Origin of the sequence: Paenibacillus sp. 32352 (genome assembly GCF_002042965.1) — a bacterium.
GTDB lineage: Bacteria > Bacillota > Bacilli > Paenibacillales > NBRC-103111 > Paenibacillus_S > Paenibacillus_S vulneris.
Window position 1 is genome coordinate 71,462 of the sequence record NZ_MZNT01000013.1, and the last position, 17,190, is coordinate 88,651.

The window sequence follows — 17,190 nt, forward strand, 5'->3', positions numbered from 1 at the left end:
TGTTCAAGCACATCTATCATTTATATACTTAACTGGTTAGACAGGGGGAAAATTGTTTGTTAACCGTAGATAGGTTAGTTCGAATATTAAAAAAACCGATGGGAATCCTTAAAAAAGAGGGAGAGAGGCTCAGCTTTACGGAGGTTAACGAGCCCTTTTGCGCCTTATCCGGGTATACGCGAGAGGACCTTGCCAACGTGGATCCTTCGCTTTTGCTGGCTAGTGAACAATCTCACTCCGCTTTATCCCAATTTGATACGGAAGATTTTTTGAAAACGGAGATCACCGTTTTTTCCAAGGATCGGACCAAGGTGTACCTGGAGGTAGAGCTGTACCGGTTGAACGAAGGAAATAGCGAGCTGATCATCGCCTTCGCCGACCATATCAGCAGCAAAAAGTGGATCGATCAGCAGGTAGCCAGCCATCCGATTTTTTGCTCGGGTATAATTAACCCCTCCTATATTTTGACTCGCTGTGATATGTACTATGATCCGATCGTGGAGCCCTTTAGCCAGTATGAATGTCATTCCGTCTTTGAGCTTATCGCTGAAATAGATCATCCGGTAATGAAGCAGGTGCTGGAGGAAACCAGGCAAACGAAGCAAACCAAGGAGGTTATTCTTCGGACAGCCAAAATGGCGGAGGTTGTCGAATGGAAGATGAAGGTCATCGTCCACCCTTTCTTTGACGGCTCCGGCAGCTTTCTGGAGTATGCCTTTGCTATCAGTCAGCTGGATTTGTACGAGGAAAGCAATGACCCTTCCATCCGGTTGAAGGTACTCATGGCCCAGCGTAATATTTCGGCCCAATGCTTGTCCAAGGCGACCGGCATTACGATCCAGACCATATCGAAGCTGAGAAACGGCAAGGTGGCGAAGCCCCAGCTGTTAACCGCACAGCTGATTGCAACGGAGCTCGGCGTCGGCGTATCCGATATTTGGGAGGAGACCCGGCGTTAGCCCCCAATAAAAAATCGACCTCCGGTCTGAGGTCGATGGGTTGAGAAACCTATCATACGGAAACATGCAAGGTGGTAGGTGGGGTATCCCCTGTAGGAGCGTTAGCGTTCGCCTTTGTTTTCGGGAAATCCCCTCTATAAAGTAAATATAATCAAAATTTCACGAAAACAACAGCGGCCGGAAGGGGATACCTCACCGGGTACCCAAGCATATTTTCAATCTCTATAGGTTTCTCAACGGACTCATCGACCTCTAATCCGAGGTCGATTTTTTATCTTTCCGTTATACAGAAATAGGAGCTTTAATACCAGGGTGGCTTTCGTAGCCTTCTATGACGAAATCCTCGAACTTGTAATCAAACAAGGAATCTGGCTTGCGGACAATAACCAGCTTAGGCAGAGGATAGGGCTCGCGAGACAGCTGCAGCTTCGCCTGTTCCAAATGGTTCAAGTACAAATGAACGTCGCCGCCTGTCCAAACCAGATCACCAGGCTCCAAATCACATTGCTGGGCTATCATATGGGTCAGCAGCGCATAGCTTGCCAGATTAAACGGAAGTCCCAAGAACGTATCGACCGATCTCATCTGGAACATGCAGGACAGCTTGCCGTCGGCTACATAAAATTGAAACGCATAATGGCAGGGCGGCAGCGCCATCTTGTCCACTTCCGCCGGATTCCAGGCAACGACCAGATGGCGGCGCGAATCAGGATTGCGTTTGATCTGCTCGACCACTTGGCTGATCTGATCGATATGCCGTCCGTCCGGGGCCGGCCAGCTCCGCCATTGGGAGCCGTAGACCGGACCCAGATCCCCGTTCTCATCCGCCCACTCGTCCCATATTGTCACTTTGTTTTCCCTTAAATAACCGATGTTGGTATTTCCGCTGAGAAACCAGAGCAGCTCATGGAAAATGGAGCGAATATGCAGCTTCTTCGTGGTCAGCAGAGGAAATCCCTGCGACAAATCACAGCGCATCTGCCTGCCGAATACCGAGAGGGTGCCTGTTCCCGTCCGGTCGGTCTTTTCCACGCCATTCTCCAATATATCCTTCAGCAAGTCCAAATAGGCCTTCATATCATGTACCACCTTTTTTCCGCTTGATTCAGCACTTTTTCAGTCTTGAATCATTATATCGGACGCGGCGAAGCGTGTCTATTGCGGATGAAGGCCGATGAACATATGACGGTCGTACTTGCTCAGAGCCTCAAGGTGACAGCTGCTCAACGATAGTGCCTTGACCGAAGGAGTCTCCTAGCAGCAATCGGATTAGCTGGTCTGCGGTATATTCGGGAGTCGTCAGCATGCCCTTATCCTTTATACCGGCGAATAGATTCGCAGAGGCGAACCGGCCAGGGTCCGTTGTTCTTGCCTCTTCCTGCAAAGAGGTATCTATCATTCCCGGCCATACCGAAACGATTTGCACACCGCCCTCCTTCCCCTTTTGCTCCAGGCCGACCGCTTGCGTGAACGTATCCAGCCCCGCTTTTGCTGTAGAATAACAGCTCATTCCGGGAACCAAATATTTCGATGAGGCAGACGATAGATTCAAAATCCGTTTGTCTACGCTCATCCCGGCGGTCCGTTCTATAAATAGAGAGGTCAAAATCATCGGAGCAAGCAGATTTACCTGCATATGATAAGTAATTTCCTGCACGCTGCACTGTTCGATGGAAGCGAGAGGGCCAATTACGGCGGCATTGTTAATGAGGTACACCGACTCGGCATCGGCAGGGTCAATGCATGCGAACATTTCGTCCATCAGTCCGTCCAGCTCCCCAGACCTGCTCAGGTCAAACGGAAAATAGCGAAGATTCCCCTGCCTGGAAGCCAACGTTGGATTAACGGATCTGGAAACACATAGAACGCAATGACCGGGGGCTAGGAGACGCCCGGCTAATGCCTCGCCAATTCCTTTCGAGGTGCCGGTAATAATGAAGTATTTCAATTCCACTCCTCCAATTTAGGATAAAGTATTAGTACCAAGTACTAATTTTACCTTATACCTAATGCTGGAAATTGTCAAACGAGCGGATTTTTGCTGCTATATAGTCCCCTCACGAAATGTAAGGTATAATGAAAGCCGTACACAGAAAGATAACGGGAGTGGATAGACATGTATAAAATGCTGGCGATCGATATCGACGATACGCTCATTAACGATGCAAAGGAAATTACGGAGGGAACCAAGCAAGCTTTGGCCGAAGCGATTGCTCACGGGGTTACGGTTACTTTGGCTACCGGGCGCATGTACGCATCGGCGAAGCAATTGGCAGCCCAATTGGAGCTTAACGTACCCCTCATTACGTATAACGGCTCGCTCGTTAAAAATTCCGGAGACGGCCGGATTTTGTACGAGCAATGCGTGCCTCAGGAAGCAGCATCCGTTATTTTCGATTATTGCGAGCGGAACGGGCTGCATCTGCAAACCTACTATGATGATGTGTTGTACGTAAAGGAAGATAACGATAAAATCAAGGCCTACTCCGAGCTGTCCAAAATCCCGTACACGGTTTATCCCAACTTTGCGGAGCTGGTACACAAGCCCTCATCCAAATTATTGATTATCGACGATCCGGCCAGGCTCGACGAAGTAGCCGCCGAGCTGCGCAGCCTGATTGAAGGCCAGGTTCATATAACGAAATCGAAGCCTCATTTTCTGGAAATCATTCACCATCAAGGTACGAAAGGGGACGCGCTGCGATACTTGGCACAGCAATTCGGCTATGACTTGTCGCAAACGATCGCAATCGGAGACGGCTGGAACGATCGGGAAATGCTTGAGGCCGCAGGACTTGGCGTGGCTATGGGCAATGCGGTAGCCGGACTTAAGGAAATCGCCGATTACGTTACGCTCAGCAATAACGAGGACGGCGTGAAGCACGTCGTCGATAAGTTCATCCTTCAGACGGTTTAAGGGAAGGGAAAACGTCCGTAAATCGGACGTCAGAATGTCGAGAAACCTATAAGCTTGAACTATTGCTAATATACTACGGTGGGGTATGCCCCTCCAGCCGCTGTTGAAACCCGTGAAAGGGATCAGATTTAGTGGTATTTTCACGGGTTTCAAAGGCGGACGTAAACTCTTCCGAGGAATACCCCACCTCCATATTTAGCAAAGTTCTCGCAAAACTAGGTTTCTCGACAGACTCACGTCCGTAAATCGGACGTTTTTTTGTGTAAAGATGGCCGTACTGCAAGCGATTATGCGAAACGAAGGAGGTAAGCATCGTACTGCTCTTGTGCGTTGGTTACGGACACGTCGCCGCCATGGCAGACGCTGACCAGGCGCGGGTTCAGCTGCTTCACGATGGCCCCGCTTTCCAGAGCCTGCTTCATATCCGACGTAAACATCGGCATAGGCCGGTTCAGCCTGCCCCTCTTGGAAGTAAACAAGTCGCCCGCCAGCAGCACGCCGTCCTGTTCATGAAAAAACACGGTATGTCCAGGAGAATGTCCCGGTGTGTGATGGCCGGATAACCCTGCTGCTTTGAGCACATTCATATCTAATGGCTGCGCAAGCCCCGGCTCCATGAGCTTCTCTGCTTTTTTGCGCCCGGGAAACGGAAGCTGCCCCTCCATATAAGGAATTTCCGAAGCATGAACGTAGACCGGTACGCTATAACGTTCACGAATTTTTTTCACTCCGCCAACGTGATCGGAATGACCATGTGTCAGTACAATGCTCTGAAGCGGCAGTCCCAGCGCCTTCATGCACCGATCCAGGCTTCCTGCCATCCAAGGAATCCCTGTGTCCACCAGCGTTAAGCCTTCATCGGACTTTACCACCCATGCGCTGACCGGAAATCCGATCCATATCGTACACTTCCATATATGCTCCGAAATTTGCATCATGCTCATTGCGCATTCCTCCCGTTTTTGTTCTTCCTCTTCTTTGACAGCTTCTCTTCCAGCTTATGCTTCTTCAGCATCCCTAAGATCACCATCTCGACGCCTTCATCCAGAATAGGAACGATCCGTTCCAGCAATTCTTCTATCGGCTCCTCGTTGCTGAGATAGGTATGAACGATGCCGTACAGCATGTAAAACAAAATGCGCGCATCGTTGGTCTTCTGTTCAGTTCCTTCGGCTTCAATGATCCGGTTCAATGCTTCCGACAAATAGGCGAAGATCTGATTCCTATGCTTATTCACCTCACTCTGCGGATTAACCTCGTCAACCCTCCCCGCCTTCATGTTGAAAATGACCGGCACCATGCTTTTATGGGTCAGGCTAAAGCGAAGAAACTGTCGGCTGAGCTCTTTCAGCGCATCGAGTGCTTCCATTTCATTATGATTGATGATGTTAAGCATCGTCTGCTCCAGCGTCATCAGCGGAGGAATGGCCAGCGTCTCCAGCAAGGCTTCCTTATCCTTGTAATACAAATAGATCGTCGTGTGCGAGCAGCCTGCTTCCTTGGCGATTTCCCTCATCGTAACCGCATCATAACCGCGTGAAGTAAACAGCTTGCCGGCGGCTTCCCGGATGCTGCTCTTCGTCTCCTCCGACCGGATTTCCTGTCTGCTTTTTCTAATCGGCTCTTCCATAATCAGCCCTCCGTACATATTATAACCACTGGTTAGTAACCGTTGGTTATATAATAACCGATGGTTATATTTCCCGTCAAGCCCTTTCAGATGTCACGGCAGCCATTTGATTGAACTGATTTTCTTCTGCAAGGAGCGTCCTCTTCACTCCCGCCGCGCACCAAAGGCAAGCCGATGCATATGGTGTAGTAAGTAAAGCTTGGGCTTTTGCCACGGGAGGCGATTCAGCTTGGAAGTTTCCATCTTATCTTTGCATTGGGTATACTTGCTGTTTATCGTATTGATCATTGGATTCATGGTATTCCGCAGGGATACGACGATCCTTTGTATCGCAGGCATCTTTATTCTCGGATTGCTGTCGACGCATTCCTTAAGCCACTCTATCAGCGGCGTGTTCAACAGCTTCATCTATGCTATCAAAGAGCTCATGGGGACGATCTTGATCATCTCCATCATCGTATCCATGAGTAAGGTACTGTCTCAAACCGGCATCAACGAATCCATGATCTCTCCGTTCGCACGGTTCATTCGTACGCCGGCGCTGGCGTTCTGGATCATCGGCGGCTTGATGATGGTGATCTCCTGGTTTTTCTGGCCATCGCCCGCCGTTGCCCTGCTGGGGGCTGTGCTGCTTCCGGTTGCATTGCGGGTCGGCTTGCCCGCTCTGGGCGTAGCTGCCGCGATGAACCTGTTCGGGCACGGGATTGCCTTATCCGGCGACTTTGTCATCCAGGGAGCTCCGAAGCTCACAGCGGATGCCGCCGGCATCCCCGTAGGGGATGTCATCCAGGCCAGCGTGCCCCTCGTTATCGTGATGGGCGCGGTGACGACCATCACGAGCTTCTGGCTGCTTCGCCGCGATATGAGAAGCGGCAAGCTGACTGCGAACACCGGAGTGACAGCCGTACCGACGAAGCCTGCTGCCGAGAGCTCGCGGATCAGCCGCTTGTCCCGCTCCAGCCGGGTTCTGTTCGCTGTCCTGATCCCGGTGCTGTTCCTGGCCGACGTGATTGCCATGTTCCTGCTTAAGCTTCAAGGAAGCGATGCGACCGCCCTCGTCGGCGGCACGGCCCTTCTCATCATGCTGTTCATTACCTTAACGGCGCACAGAAGCAAAGGTCTTGAGAAATCCGCCGAATACTTGGTGGAAGGTCTTCAATTCGGTTTTAAAATATTCGGTCCCGTCATTCCAATAGCCGCCTTCTTCTATCTGGGTGACTCCGCCTTCGCCGATATTTTCGGTAAGGTGCTGCCTCCCGGCTCCCACGGGCTGGTTAATGATTTAGGTCTTGCCTTGGCTCATACGGTTCCTATTAACGGAGCGGTCGGAGCGGTCACTCTGACGACCGTAGGCGCCATCACCGGTTTGGACGGCTCCGGCTTCTCGGGCATCTCCCTTACCGGCTCGATAGCCAATCTCTTCTCCACCGCCATCGGCTCGGGCATCGCCACGTTGACTGCGCTCGGACAAATCGCCGCCATTTGGGTCGGCGGAGGGACACTGATCCCGTGGGCGCTGATTCCTGCCGCAGCGATTTGCGGTGTCGACCCGTTCGAGCTGGCAAGACGGAACCTCAAGCCGGTCCTTATCGGATTAGCTGTGACCACCGTCGTAGCGATGTTTCTGCTGTAGGCGGCAAGAGGGGCTTGACCGGTCATTCCATTTCGTGTAAATTAATACCAATTGCTAGCTTAAATAGAAAAGCGATGACCAAGGATATAAGGACTGCCGGTTGATTGGCCCAGAGAAGGAGATCCCCGTCTGCGAGTCTCCACAATCACGGAGTATCTTCCCACCTTGAAAGCTGCAGCGGGGAACCGAAGCCACCAAGTATCCGCTGACGGTAGAAGCCGTTATCTTCTTGGAGAGCTGCTGCCTGGCCTTATGACCGCGGCAGTAAAATAAGGGTGGTACCACGACGCAATCGTCCCTGACGATGGCGTCTTTTTTATTTTCGCTAATGGAGTAACCGTCATTGTCCAAGAAAAGATGCAAGCTGCTACAAACAAAAAATCGCGTAAGGAGGAAATGGACATGAGACAGAGCGGCATGCTCATCCCGACCCTAAGGGAGGTGCCTGCGGAGGCCGAAGCCGCAAGCCACAGGCTTTTGTTACGAGGAGGATTTATTCGGCCGCTGGCCGCGGGAATCTATACCTATCTTCCCATGGGCTGGAGGGTTCTCAGGAAGCTGCAGCAATTGATCCGTGAAGAGATGGATCGGACCGGCGCACAGGAGCTTCATATGCCCGCTCTCCAGCCCGCGGAGCTTTGGCAGCAGTCCGAACGCTATAACGTCTACGGGCCCGAGCTGATCCGGCTGCACGATCGGCACTTACGGGAGTTTGCCTTGGGGCCAACCCATGAAGAGGTCGTCACAGCCCTGATACGGGATACCGTCAGCTCCTACAGAAGCTTTCCCATGACTGTGTACCAGCTTCAAACGAAGTTCCGTGATGAACTTCGGCCCCGCTTCGGGCTGCTTCGCGGCAGGGAGTTTTTGATGAAGGATGCGTACTCCTTCGCTATGGATTGGGATAGTCTGGACTTGAGCTATCGGGCCATGTATGAGGCGTATCAGCGGATTTTCGCCCGCTGTGGGCTGCATTACGCTGCCGTGGAAGCCGATGCCGGCTCTATAGGCGGCGAAGGGGAAACTCATGAATTCACGGCGTTGGCCGAAGTCGGTGAGGATACGATAGCCGTTTGTCCAGGCTGCGGGTATGCCGCCAATCTCGAGAAAGCAGTGTCAGCACGGCCTGATCAGGCTGATGGCTCATCAGGTTCCATCGGCGCCTGTGAAGCATTCGCAACACCAGGCATAAAGACGATCGATCAGCTTGTCCAGACTTTGGAGCTTCCGGCGGATGCCTTTATTAAAACGCTTGTTTACGTTGCCGATGGTCAACCGGTGGCTGTAGCGGTTCGGGGGGATCAGGAGGTGAACGAGCTGAAAGTAAGACACTGGCTGCAAGCCGAATCCTTGGAGCTTGCCGATGAGCAGATCATCCGGGAGGCCGCCGGCGGACCGGCAGGCTTCGTAGGTCCTGTCGGGCTTTCTATCAAGCTTCTGGTCGACTATTCGGCCGCCGCCCTATCCTCGGGAATTGCCGGCGCCAACGAAGCGGACCATCATTTGCGCAATGTCATGCCGGGCAGAGACTTTCCCCTCGACCACACCGGAGATTTCCGCAATGTCAAGGAAGGAGATTGCTGCCCGCGCTGCCGGGATAGCCTGAAGCTTGCCCGGGGAATCGAAATCGGGCACGTCTTCAAGCTCGGCACCAAATACAGCGGCAAGCTCAAGGCGGAAATAACCGATGCTTCCGGTCGGCCGACCAAGCTTATTATGGGCTGCTACGGCATCGGCATCTCGCGCCTGTTATCCGCCATAGCCGAGCAGCATCACGATGAGCACGGTATCCTGTGGCCGGCTTCAGTCGCTCCGTTTCAGGTTCATTTGATTCAGGTCTCTATCCAAGATGAGGCACAACGTGCTCTGGCTGAAAGTCTCTATGAGCAGCTAACTAAGCATGGCGTTGAAGTACTGATAGATGACCGCGAGGAAAGACCCGGCGTCAAATTCAAGGATGCCGACTTGATTGGCATCCCCATCCGCATCGTGATCGGCAAAAAGGCGGCGGACGGCCTGGTCGAATTCAAATTGCGCGGCAGCGGCGAGCAAACGGAAGTAACCGCGAGCGAGGCTTTGGAGCGTATTCTCCGGCAAGCCTCCGATGACTTCGGAATCCTATAAACCGTATTGCGGCTAATAGACCCGGATGAGCCCCAAGTAAGGTACATGGATGCATGTGCTTTACTTGGGCTCACACCGGGTCTTTTTTTCCGCAGCAGTCTATGGCGACGGGAATTTTCGGGCTCTTGCCCATAACCGAATAGGCGCTTGCTACATATATTGAATCTTAGATAGGCATTGGTTTAGTCGTTAATAAAAAGGAGATGTTAACCGTGTATCCATATCCGCAACCTCATAATGCTGGACACGATGCAAGAAGCTTTATACCGGGACCAGGACTTGGAGGTCCGGGAGGACCTGGCGGTTTCCCGGGAGGACCTGGGGGCTTCCCTTCCTCACCCCCTCCTGGACTGGGAGGAGGCGGTGCAGCCGGTGCACCTCAGTCCCCGCCACCGTCCTTCATACCTCCGGAGCCTTTCGCTGCTCCCTTTGCCGTAGATGCCAGCAGCATTCGCGGCTGCTTATTCCGTTACGTGTACATCTGGCAGGATAACGGGGACCAGTACTGGATGTACTTGACTCATGTAGGCCGCAACTCCATATCCGGCTTCCGCTGGTTTGGAACGGGTCCTATAGGCTTCTGGCTGTTCTTCGGTCTGGATTTACGCAGAATCCGGCAGTTCACCTGCTTCTAAGCCAATCTCATTTTACCGTATGAACCATCGGAAGACCCGCTTGCAGGAGCGGGTCTTCCGTCTTGTAAACAGAGAACGCTCCATTAGTTTTCAAGCTGAAGCAGCAGCTGCGCAATCAGCTGGGTATTTTCCAGCTTGTTCTTTAAATAATCGTAATCGACCCTGGATTGATCCACGGCGACCTTGGCTTTGGTCAGCACCCTTCTCAGCTCATGCGTATGCTGCCAAATCTCCGCGTCCCTTGCCTGCTCGTTCCGCCCCGTCACCAGACCGAGACTGAACAGCTCACACTCCTTGGCATGCAGCGCCAGCTTGGCATCCTCCAATCGGCTTAGGCTGTCGTAATAATCGGCCTCCGCCTCCCGCAGCTGCTCCGGGAGCTGCTGCAACAGCAGCAGCACTTCCTCTTTCGTCATGACGCATTCCCCTCCACGCAAACTCGTTTTCCGGTCTCCGTATCAGTCTATGCGCCCCCCGCTGCCATTAAGCTTCTTTTAAGGATCCTTTCAGCGCCCTTTCAGTTTAAAGTCATACTTATGACATCTTCATGTGGGAATATAGAAGAAAAAGCACGAAATTTGAAGCAAATGGAGAGACAGCCCCAATGGAAAAACGCTTTACGATCCCATACATCCAAGCTGCGCGCGGCATTGCCGTTGTTCTGGTCATGCTGTTTCACGCATCGCAAATGGCGAACAAATATTTTCAGATCAATTTTCTCGGGGTTAGCGACATGGGGCGTTCAGGCGGGTATGCCTACTTTTTCGTATTGACCGGATTTTTAATGTACACGCTGTACCATAATCATTTCGGCCGCTCAGGAATATGGCTTTCGTTCATCGTCAAACGGTTTCTGCGCATTTATCCCCTGTACTGGATCGTTACGTTAGCCGTCATTCCGGTATATTTCCTGGTCCCATCCTTCGGCCTCGGATTTGAAACAAAGCCTTCGGAAATTATCCACTCCCTGTTTCTGATACCCGGTCCGAATCCACCCATTCTGGGAGTCGCCTGGTCGCTTATTTATATTGTCTTTTTCTACGCGGCCTTCTCACTGCTTTTTGTTCTCAAGAAACCCGCCGCCGCTCTTTTATTCGCGGTATGGGTGGCCATTATTGGCCTGAACAGTCTTGGCTGGATTCATTTGAAGGATCATCTGTGGATACACTTTTTATTTGATGGTCTTCATCTGGAATTTATGTTGGGGGTAACCATCGCGATCCTGACCCGGCATACCCGGATTCGGAACGGCTTTGGCTGGCTTGCGGCAGGAATCGCCGTGTTCCCTGTTGTGTGGGGACTTCGTCATGCAAATCCTGATTTTTCCTATGTGAACACCCTGTATACTATCGGTTCAGCACTTGTTCTTGTAGGAATAGGGTCCCTCAAGATGAAAGCCCCTGCGTGGCTTAAGCCCTTGCAATTTCTCGGCGATGCTTCCTACTCCATTTTGCTGACAAGCCTGATCGGTTTGTCCATCACGATGAAGCTGGCCAAAGCAGCCCATCTGACGAACTGGATCAGCCCTTCTGCAGCCGCTGCGCTCTGCTTTCTTATGGCATTGGCCATCTGCTGTACATTTTATGGCTTGATTGAGAAGCCGCTCGTCCAGCGCTTGAGACAGCTTCTGCTGCCCAAAGTCCAGCCGGCGGCCACTCCATCGAAATAGGACCGGCTCAAACTTCATGCAACCCTGCGATCCGTTATCGTACGTTTTCGTTCGATACGCCGCAGGGCTGCTTCGTTTTGGGCCCATGCTCACCTTCCTTTCTATCCCTCCTACCAAAAAAGGACGCTCCTGCTAAGAGCGTCCAGATGGATGAGTAACTAATAGGATTCAGTTTGGCTGATGGATGGAGGTGGGGTGTCTCCCGGAGGAGCGGGCGTCCGCCTTTGTTATCAGGAAATCACACCTAATAAAGCCAGAATAAAATTTTCCTGATAACAACAGCGGCCGGAGGGAGATACCCCACCGGAGTAACACGTGCACATCTGAATCCTTCGCAGGCTTCCCATCCATCCCAAAAAGCGCTCTCAAGGAGCGTCCTTTTTTTCCCCGCCTTAATCCATTTCATATATCGAGCCGGACTTGCTGGCGAACATTTCGGCATATACTTTTTCCGCGTAGGCATCGGTCATACCCGAGATATAATCGGCAACAAAGCGGGGCCAAGGCCATCTGCTTTTATGCTGCTCGTAGTTCTCCATCCAATCCGGCGGGATGATCAAACGGCCGGTTTCATACTCGATGAAGCTGGTCCATAATCGTTGAATCATAATTTCGCTGCGCTTTTGCAGCCGCTGCACACGGAAATCCTTGATCAGCGTGACCCACGCCAATTTCTTCAATATTTCCATCGTCCGCAGCAAATGAAGGTCCTCTTGCCCGTCGCGGACAAAGGTAACCCGCTTCCAGCCTTTTTTCGGATCGTCGATAATCCCGACCTGGTGTGCGAAGGCGCTGACCCAGCGGGCCTTGATCTCTCTCCGCGTTCTCGAGGCCTCCTGGCCGCACTCGGCATAGATCGTCTCCCACTGCTCCAGGAACGAGATAAGCACCTGCTTGACCATCACATTCAAATCGACCTGATCCCAACCCATGTCTCCGTTGCCGTGATCGTCGACGATTTCCTGGATCACATTCTCTACAAGCCGCGGGTCCTCGAAAAAGGTCCGGTTCATCTGGATTTTCCCTGCACGAATCCCGTCCTCGATGTCATGGGTGGAGTAGGCAATGTCGTCGCTTAAATCCATCAGCTGCGCCTCTAGCGTAGAGCATCCCTCCGGCATCCCCCACTGGTCCCGAAGCATCCCGATTTCCTGCCACTCCATACCATACACGCCCTTCAGACGTCCGGGCTCATCCAGGTTATACGGGTATTTATTTATCGCAAGCAGCACCGCTGCTGTCAAATCCAGTCCGCTGCCGCTGCCTGCGCGCTTTTCAAGAAACATCAGAATGCGAAAATTTTGGGCATTCCCCTCGTAAGCCATCCCATGGACGACGGCAAGCAGCTGATTCAGCACCTCCTCGCCCTTGTGCCCGAAGGGAGGATGCCCCAAATCATGGGCTAACGCTGCGCACTCCACCACCGCCGGATCCATCATCAGTCCCGGATGCTCCTTGCGTCCGAGGAAGGGATACAGCTTACCCATTTTACGCGCGACTTCACGGGCGATTTGGGACACCTCCAAAGAATGGGTCAACCGGGTCCGGTAATAATCCCCCGACCCCGCGCCGAACACCTGCGATTTGCCTTGAAGCCGCCGAAAAGCGGGAGATTGAATCAATCTCGCGTAATCCTTCTCGTATTCGTCCCGTTCTTCGCTGGATTTTGTTGCCGTCGTGTCATTCAATCGCAGTTTTCGCAAATCCATCTATGTTCTCATCTCCAATCACCTGTCCCGGGTTCCGTTATCGGTAAGGTATATCGAAAAACGACGTTCCCCCGGAACGCCGCCTTCATGTTCTATGTACCATATTATCATTTTCATGGACAAAATAAAATCAACATTTAAATCGCTCAATCTTCGTCTGCAGCTCTTCCGCCATCGAAGACAAGGCTTGCGCAGAAGCGGATATTTCCTGCATGGAGGCCATCTGCTCCTCGGCCGCGGCGGAAATCTGCTCCGTATGCTCAGCAGCCGTCTCGGTAACCTGCTGCACCGTATTCATCGTTTCACTTACCTTATGCGTTCCAAGGGCTGCGTTCCGGGAGGAGGCCGAAGCGATCTGCATCTGGTCAGAGACCTCGGTGATTTTCCCTTTAATCTCTTCGAACAGCTGCCCCATACGATCCACGACCTCCTTGCCTGCGGCCACTTCCCGTGATGCCTCAATCATCGAATGCAGCGCCTGGTTCGACTGCGTCTGGATTTCTCCGGTCAGGTTATTAATCTCGCTCGACGACCGCGCAGTCTGCTCCGCAAGCTTCTTGACTTCGCCGGCAACGACGGCAAAGCCCTTGCCATGCTCTCCTGCCCGGGCCGCTTCGATAGAAGCATTAAGCGACAGCAGGTTGATCTGATTGGCGATCTCGGTAATCTGCAGGATCATCCGGTTAATATCCTCCGAGCGGCTGGCCTGCTCTTTCACGATAGCTTCCAGCTGATCGACATTGGCACCGATCACATTCATTTGACGGATCACCGTCCCCAATACGACGGCCCCTTCATCCGAATAGCTTCGGGCCTCTTCCGCACGGGCGGACGAATGCTGTACCAGCCCGGTAATATTGGACGTGTCCGCTGCCATTTCCCCTGTCACTCTGGAGCTCTCATTGACCTGTTCCACAAGAAGCTGGGAGCCCTGCGACATGTCCTGGGCCGAGGACGCAATTTGGTCCGTCGCCTTCGTATTCTGCTCTGCGCTTGCGCTCAGCTCCTCGGAAGAGGCAGCCAGCTGCGTCGAGGTTTCTCCGATTTCGACAATCATCGTCTTCAAGGATTGCACCATCTCATTAAAGCTTTGCCCCAGCTTGCCGATCTCATCTTGGGATCGAACCGTAACCGTCCGGCGCAGATCCCCTTGGCTCAAGGAAGCGGCCGTATCCATCAGCTCCCTCAACGGACGGATGATGGAGCGAATGATTCCAGCGATGAGCAGTCCTCCAAGCACTAAAGCTGCTATGACGACACCGGCCGTAACCTGGTAAATAACCGCCGATTTTTCCACCGTTTCCTGTGATTCCATCGCTCCTACCAGCTTCCAGCCCGTTGATGGATTCGTCACGAACGCAGCCTGCTTCTGCTGGCTGTTCAGCATATAGCTGGTCCTGCCCGAATCCCCCTTGTAGAACTGCGAATAATGCTCCTCCACCGCCTCCGCACCCGGCTTCTGTGAAGGATGAATCAGAAACTTTTTGTTTTTATCCAGTATGTAGACGTATCCCCGCTCCCCAATTTGCGCGTTTTTTACCATGGAAGCCAGCTTGTCGAGACTTAAGTTTACGCTGATAACCCCTTTTTTGTCGGGAAGCGTCATGGCAACCGATACTACCATATTCCCTGTAGTGGCCGACACATAAGGATCGGATATGATAACGGCCCCTGCGGATTTCATCGCATCTTTATACCAATCCCGCTCCCGGGGATCGTACTTTTGACTGCCGGGGTCCGGCGATTTCATCCATGCGCCGTTTTCGTTCCCGAGAACCGTGAGCTCTAGCTCCGGATGGTTGGAAGCGAAGGCATCGATGACTTCGCGGGCCCGGGAGCTTTTTTCATCAATCGCACTGCTCGAAAGCTGCTTGGCCAAGCCTTGCACATTGCTCATTTCCATGCGGAGATATTGCTCCACAGACTGATTCATCAGCTCGACCGTATCTTCCGCCGCTCCCATGAGTTCGCCTTGCATGCTGCTTTTAGCAGTTTGATAAGCGATAATCCCAATTAACAAACAGGGAATGATAAGCACAATGGCAAACGCAGCAATCAGCTTGTGCTTTAAACTCACATTATTCAATCCAAGCATGGGCTTGTCTTCCTTCCATCTTTAAAGGGTATGTAAAGCATCATCCCAAATGTCTGATTCTTCTACTCCCAAAGCGCGGGCAACCAGGCTTTTGGTATAGGCATGGGGCTTGTTGATTTTACCGTTGCGAAGCTTGGAGAGCGTCGTTTTGGAAATTCCGGTCATGCGGGACAGCTCCAAGAGAGACATCTGCCGATCGATCATAAGCATTTGCAGCTTTAGAGCGGGAGGGACCGTAGGAGCGGCTTCATCACGAACCTCAAGGAGCACGAAAGCAAAATGCCGGAACTGCCCGTCCGCCCTATAGAAAGGGCAAATGATCGCTTTGCGGCGCCGCCTTACATTTTTGACCAGCGTAGAAAAAATAAATTCCGTGACGTTCCCTTCCTTCGCACATTCCCGCAGCTTTTTACGAATTCTCATAATGTCTTCCGAAGCGGTAAAATGAACCAGAGAGCGTTCCTCGAAATGCTCGATCGACAGCTCTGTACCGGAAACGTATTGCGTAAGCCGCTCAACCGTCAGCTGCTCGCTTAGCAATCCCGAACCGATGATCTGCGGCAGCCGCAAATGAGCCTCAATCCACTTCCGCTCGGAGATATCCCGCACAACGCATAATAGAAACGTTTCGGCCCTTCCGGGAACCAGACTCATATGAATCTCAGCATGAATTCTCGTCCGATTTTTCCTTACAAGGACCGTTTCGGTCAGAACCGTTCTTTGCTTATGTGCCTTCTCCACTTTCTTGATCATTTCGCTGTCATTCTCCGGAGCAATCATTTCCCCGGGGTGGAGCTGGAACAAATCGCATATGGAGTCGCAGCCTAGCAAAATAAGAAACGAATCATTAGCTGTAACGAATTGCGACAGCTTCCCGTCCTTCAGACCGATAATCACCATTGCGTCCGGAGCGTATTGAAAGATCGTTTCTATAATTTCCCCTCCCCCAGCTCGTAATCTGTTGCCAACATTGTAACAAAGCCGTAAATTGGCAGGCTATTGTTAAATGATACCAATGGGAAAGTGAGAAAAGAACAAATGGACATGCCCTCAGTATAGGGGGTCATTTTGCCGCTTTACAAACGGTTACAGGCTCGTAACAATGCCGTGAAACTTGCGTTTTCGAGTCCGATTTTCCTCTTTCGACATATTCCGTACGAAACTTAAACAGATTAAACTTTTTCCGCAAAAAGTTTCATTTCTCCGTTTTTTTTGGGAACTAATCCCTAGGATAAAGGGTCTTATTTATAGAGGTGATACTTATTGGAGCGGCACTACTTGGAATTTTTGGCCGGGGGCTATGACCGCAATGCGGTCCTGAAAGAGCTCATGCAGAGCTACGGTGAAGACGTATGGAATTTCGCTTATTTTCTCACACGCCAGTCCCATGCGGCCGATGACATATCCCAGGACGTGTTTTTATCCGCATACGACAAGCTGTATTCCTTTCGCGGGGAGTGCAGCGTAAAGAGCTGGCTGTTGACCATTACGCGCAATAAGTCGCTTCATTATTTAAAGAGCGCCTTTATTCGGAAGGTGACTTTGCGGGATACATTGACTTTCCGTAAGGATGCCTCCCCTTCGGCTGAGCAGGTTGTTCTGGACAGACTGGAATCGAATCGGCTGTGGAGCTATGTCATGGAGCTGCCGCGCAAATACAGAGAGGCGATCATTCTGGACTACCACTATGGGCTAACCATGAGGGAAATCGCATTGCTGCTGGATATTTCAGAGGGAACGGTGAAATCGCGGGTGTTTCGCGCCAAGCAAAAAATATCGGAGCGTCTCGCCACAGCGGCCGAACGAGAGGAGGAGTAGA

The 17,190-nt window shown here is 52.0% G+C and carries 15 protein-coding genes; 7 read left to right on the forward strand and 8 right to left on the reverse strand.

Annotated features, from left to right (window positions below):
• The first annotated feature begins 56 nt into the window (after positions 1-56).
• Positions 57-959, forward strand: coding sequence for a helix-turn-helix domain-containing protein (locus B1728_RS26510; protein WP_079913438.1), 903 nt, complete (start codon positions 57-59; stop codon positions 957-959).
• A 282-nt stretch (positions 960-1,241) separates the two neighbouring features.
• Here the strand turns inward: B1728_RS26510 and thyA are convergent, their stop codons facing one another.
• On the reverse strand, positions 1,242-2,036 hold the full coding sequence (thyA, locus tag B1728_RS26515; RefSeq protein WP_079913439.1) for a thymidylate synthase: 795 nt from the start codon (positions 2,034-2,036) through the stop codon (positions 1,242-1,244).
• Between the two features lie 130 nt (positions 2,037-2,166).
• Positions 2,167-2,907 carry an SDR family NAD(P)-dependent oxidoreductase gene (locus tag B1728_RS26520; protein WP_179136217.1) on the reverse strand — a complete coding sequence of 247 codons (741 nt, stop codon included), beginning with the start codon at positions 2,905-2,907 and terminating at the stop codon, positions 2,167-2,169.
• A gap of 168 nt (positions 2,908-3,075) precedes the next feature.
• Between B1728_RS26520 and B1728_RS26525 the strand changes: the two genes are divergently transcribed.
• A complete protein-coding gene (locus B1728_RS26525; protein WP_079913441.1) occupies positions 3,076-3,876 on the forward strand; it encodes a Cof-type HAD-IIB family hydrolase in 801 nt (266 codons plus the stop codon).
• A 287-nt stretch (positions 3,877-4,163) separates the two neighbouring features.
• Here B1728_RS26525 and B1728_RS26530 read toward each other — a convergent pair whose 3' ends face one another.
• Both B1728_RS26530 and B1728_RS26535 read right to left on the reverse strand, forming a co-directional pair.
• Positions 4,164-4,820: an MBL fold metallo-hydrolase gene (locus B1728_RS26530; RefSeq protein WP_079913442.1), complete on the reverse strand. Its 657-nt coding sequence runs from the start codon at positions 4,818-4,820 to the stop codon at positions 4,164-4,166.
• Entirely contained in the window at positions 4,817-5,506 is a 690-nt protein-coding gene (locus B1728_RS26535; RefSeq protein ID WP_179136218.1) for a TetR/AcrR family transcriptional regulator, read from the reverse strand. Before B1728_RS26535 ends, B1728_RS26530 begins: the two co-directional genes overlap by 4 nt.
• A gap of 229 nt (positions 5,507-5,735) precedes the next feature.
• Here B1728_RS26535 and B1728_RS26540 point away from each other — a divergent pair, with 229 nt between their 5' ends.
• The 3 genes from B1728_RS26540 (at position 5,736) to B1728_RS26550 (ending at position 9,898) form a co-directional block, all read left to right on the forward strand.
• Positions 5,736-7,139 (forward strand): hypothetical protein, encoded by a 1,404-nt coding sequence (locus B1728_RS26540; protein ID WP_079913444.1) that lies wholly within the window; start codon positions 5,736-5,738, stop codon positions 7,137-7,139.
• A 402-nt stretch (positions 7,140-7,541) separates the two neighbouring features.
• Positions 7,542-9,263, forward strand: a complete 1,722-nt coding sequence (locus tag B1728_RS26545) for a proline--tRNA ligase (protein ID WP_079913445.1) — start codon at positions 7,542-7,544, stop codon at positions 9,261-9,263.
• A gap of 203 nt (positions 9,264-9,466) precedes the next feature.
• The gene (locus tag B1728_RS26550) at positions 9,467-9,898 is read left to right on the forward strand and encodes a hypothetical protein (RefSeq protein WP_079913446.1); all 432 of its coding nucleotides are present in this window, start codon (positions 9,467-9,469) and stop codon (positions 9,896-9,898) included.
• Between the two features lie 83 nt (positions 9,899-9,981).
• Here the strand turns inward: B1728_RS26550 and B1728_RS26555 are convergent, their stop codons facing one another.
• Positions 9,982-10,314, reverse strand: coding sequence for a hypothetical protein (locus B1728_RS26555; RefSeq protein WP_079913447.1), 333 nt, complete (start codon positions 10,312-10,314; stop codon positions 9,982-9,984).
• Positions 10,315-10,502: 188 nt separating this feature from the next.
• On the opposite strand from B1728_RS26555, the gene B1728_RS26560 reads away from it, so the two are divergent.
• Positions 10,503-11,567, forward strand: a complete 1,065-nt coding sequence (locus B1728_RS26560) for an acyltransferase family protein (RefSeq protein WP_179136219.1) — start codon at positions 10,503-10,505, stop codon at positions 11,565-11,567.
• 392 nt (positions 11,568-11,959) lie between these two features.
• Here the strand turns inward: B1728_RS26560 and B1728_RS26565 are convergent, their stop codons facing one another.
• The 3 genes from B1728_RS26565 to B1728_RS26575 form a co-directional block, all read right to left on the reverse strand.
• A complete protein-coding gene (locus B1728_RS26565) occupies positions 11,960-13,276 on the reverse strand; it encodes a deoxyguanosinetriphosphate triphosphohydrolase family protein (protein WP_079913449.1) in 1,317 nt (438 codons plus the stop codon).
• 130 nt (positions 13,277-13,406) lie between these two features.
• Positions 13,407-15,371 (reverse strand): methyl-accepting chemotaxis protein, encoded by a 1,965-nt coding sequence (locus tag B1728_RS26570; RefSeq protein WP_079913450.1) that lies wholly within the window; start codon positions 15,369-15,371, stop codon positions 13,407-13,409.
• 21 nt (positions 15,372-15,392) lie between these two features.
• Entirely contained in the window at positions 15,393-16,307 is a 915-nt protein-coding gene (locus B1728_RS26575) for a helix-turn-helix domain-containing protein (protein WP_306293554.1), read from the reverse strand.
• Between the two features lie 327 nt (positions 16,308-16,634).
• Here B1728_RS26575 and B1728_RS26580 point away from each other — a divergent pair, with 327 nt between their 5' ends.
• Complete coding sequence (locus tag B1728_RS26580) at positions 16,635-17,189, forward strand: RNA polymerase sigma factor (protein WP_256865524.1); 555 nt, start codon at positions 16,635-16,637, stop codon at positions 17,187-17,189.
• Position 17,190: the final 1 nt, after the last annotated feature.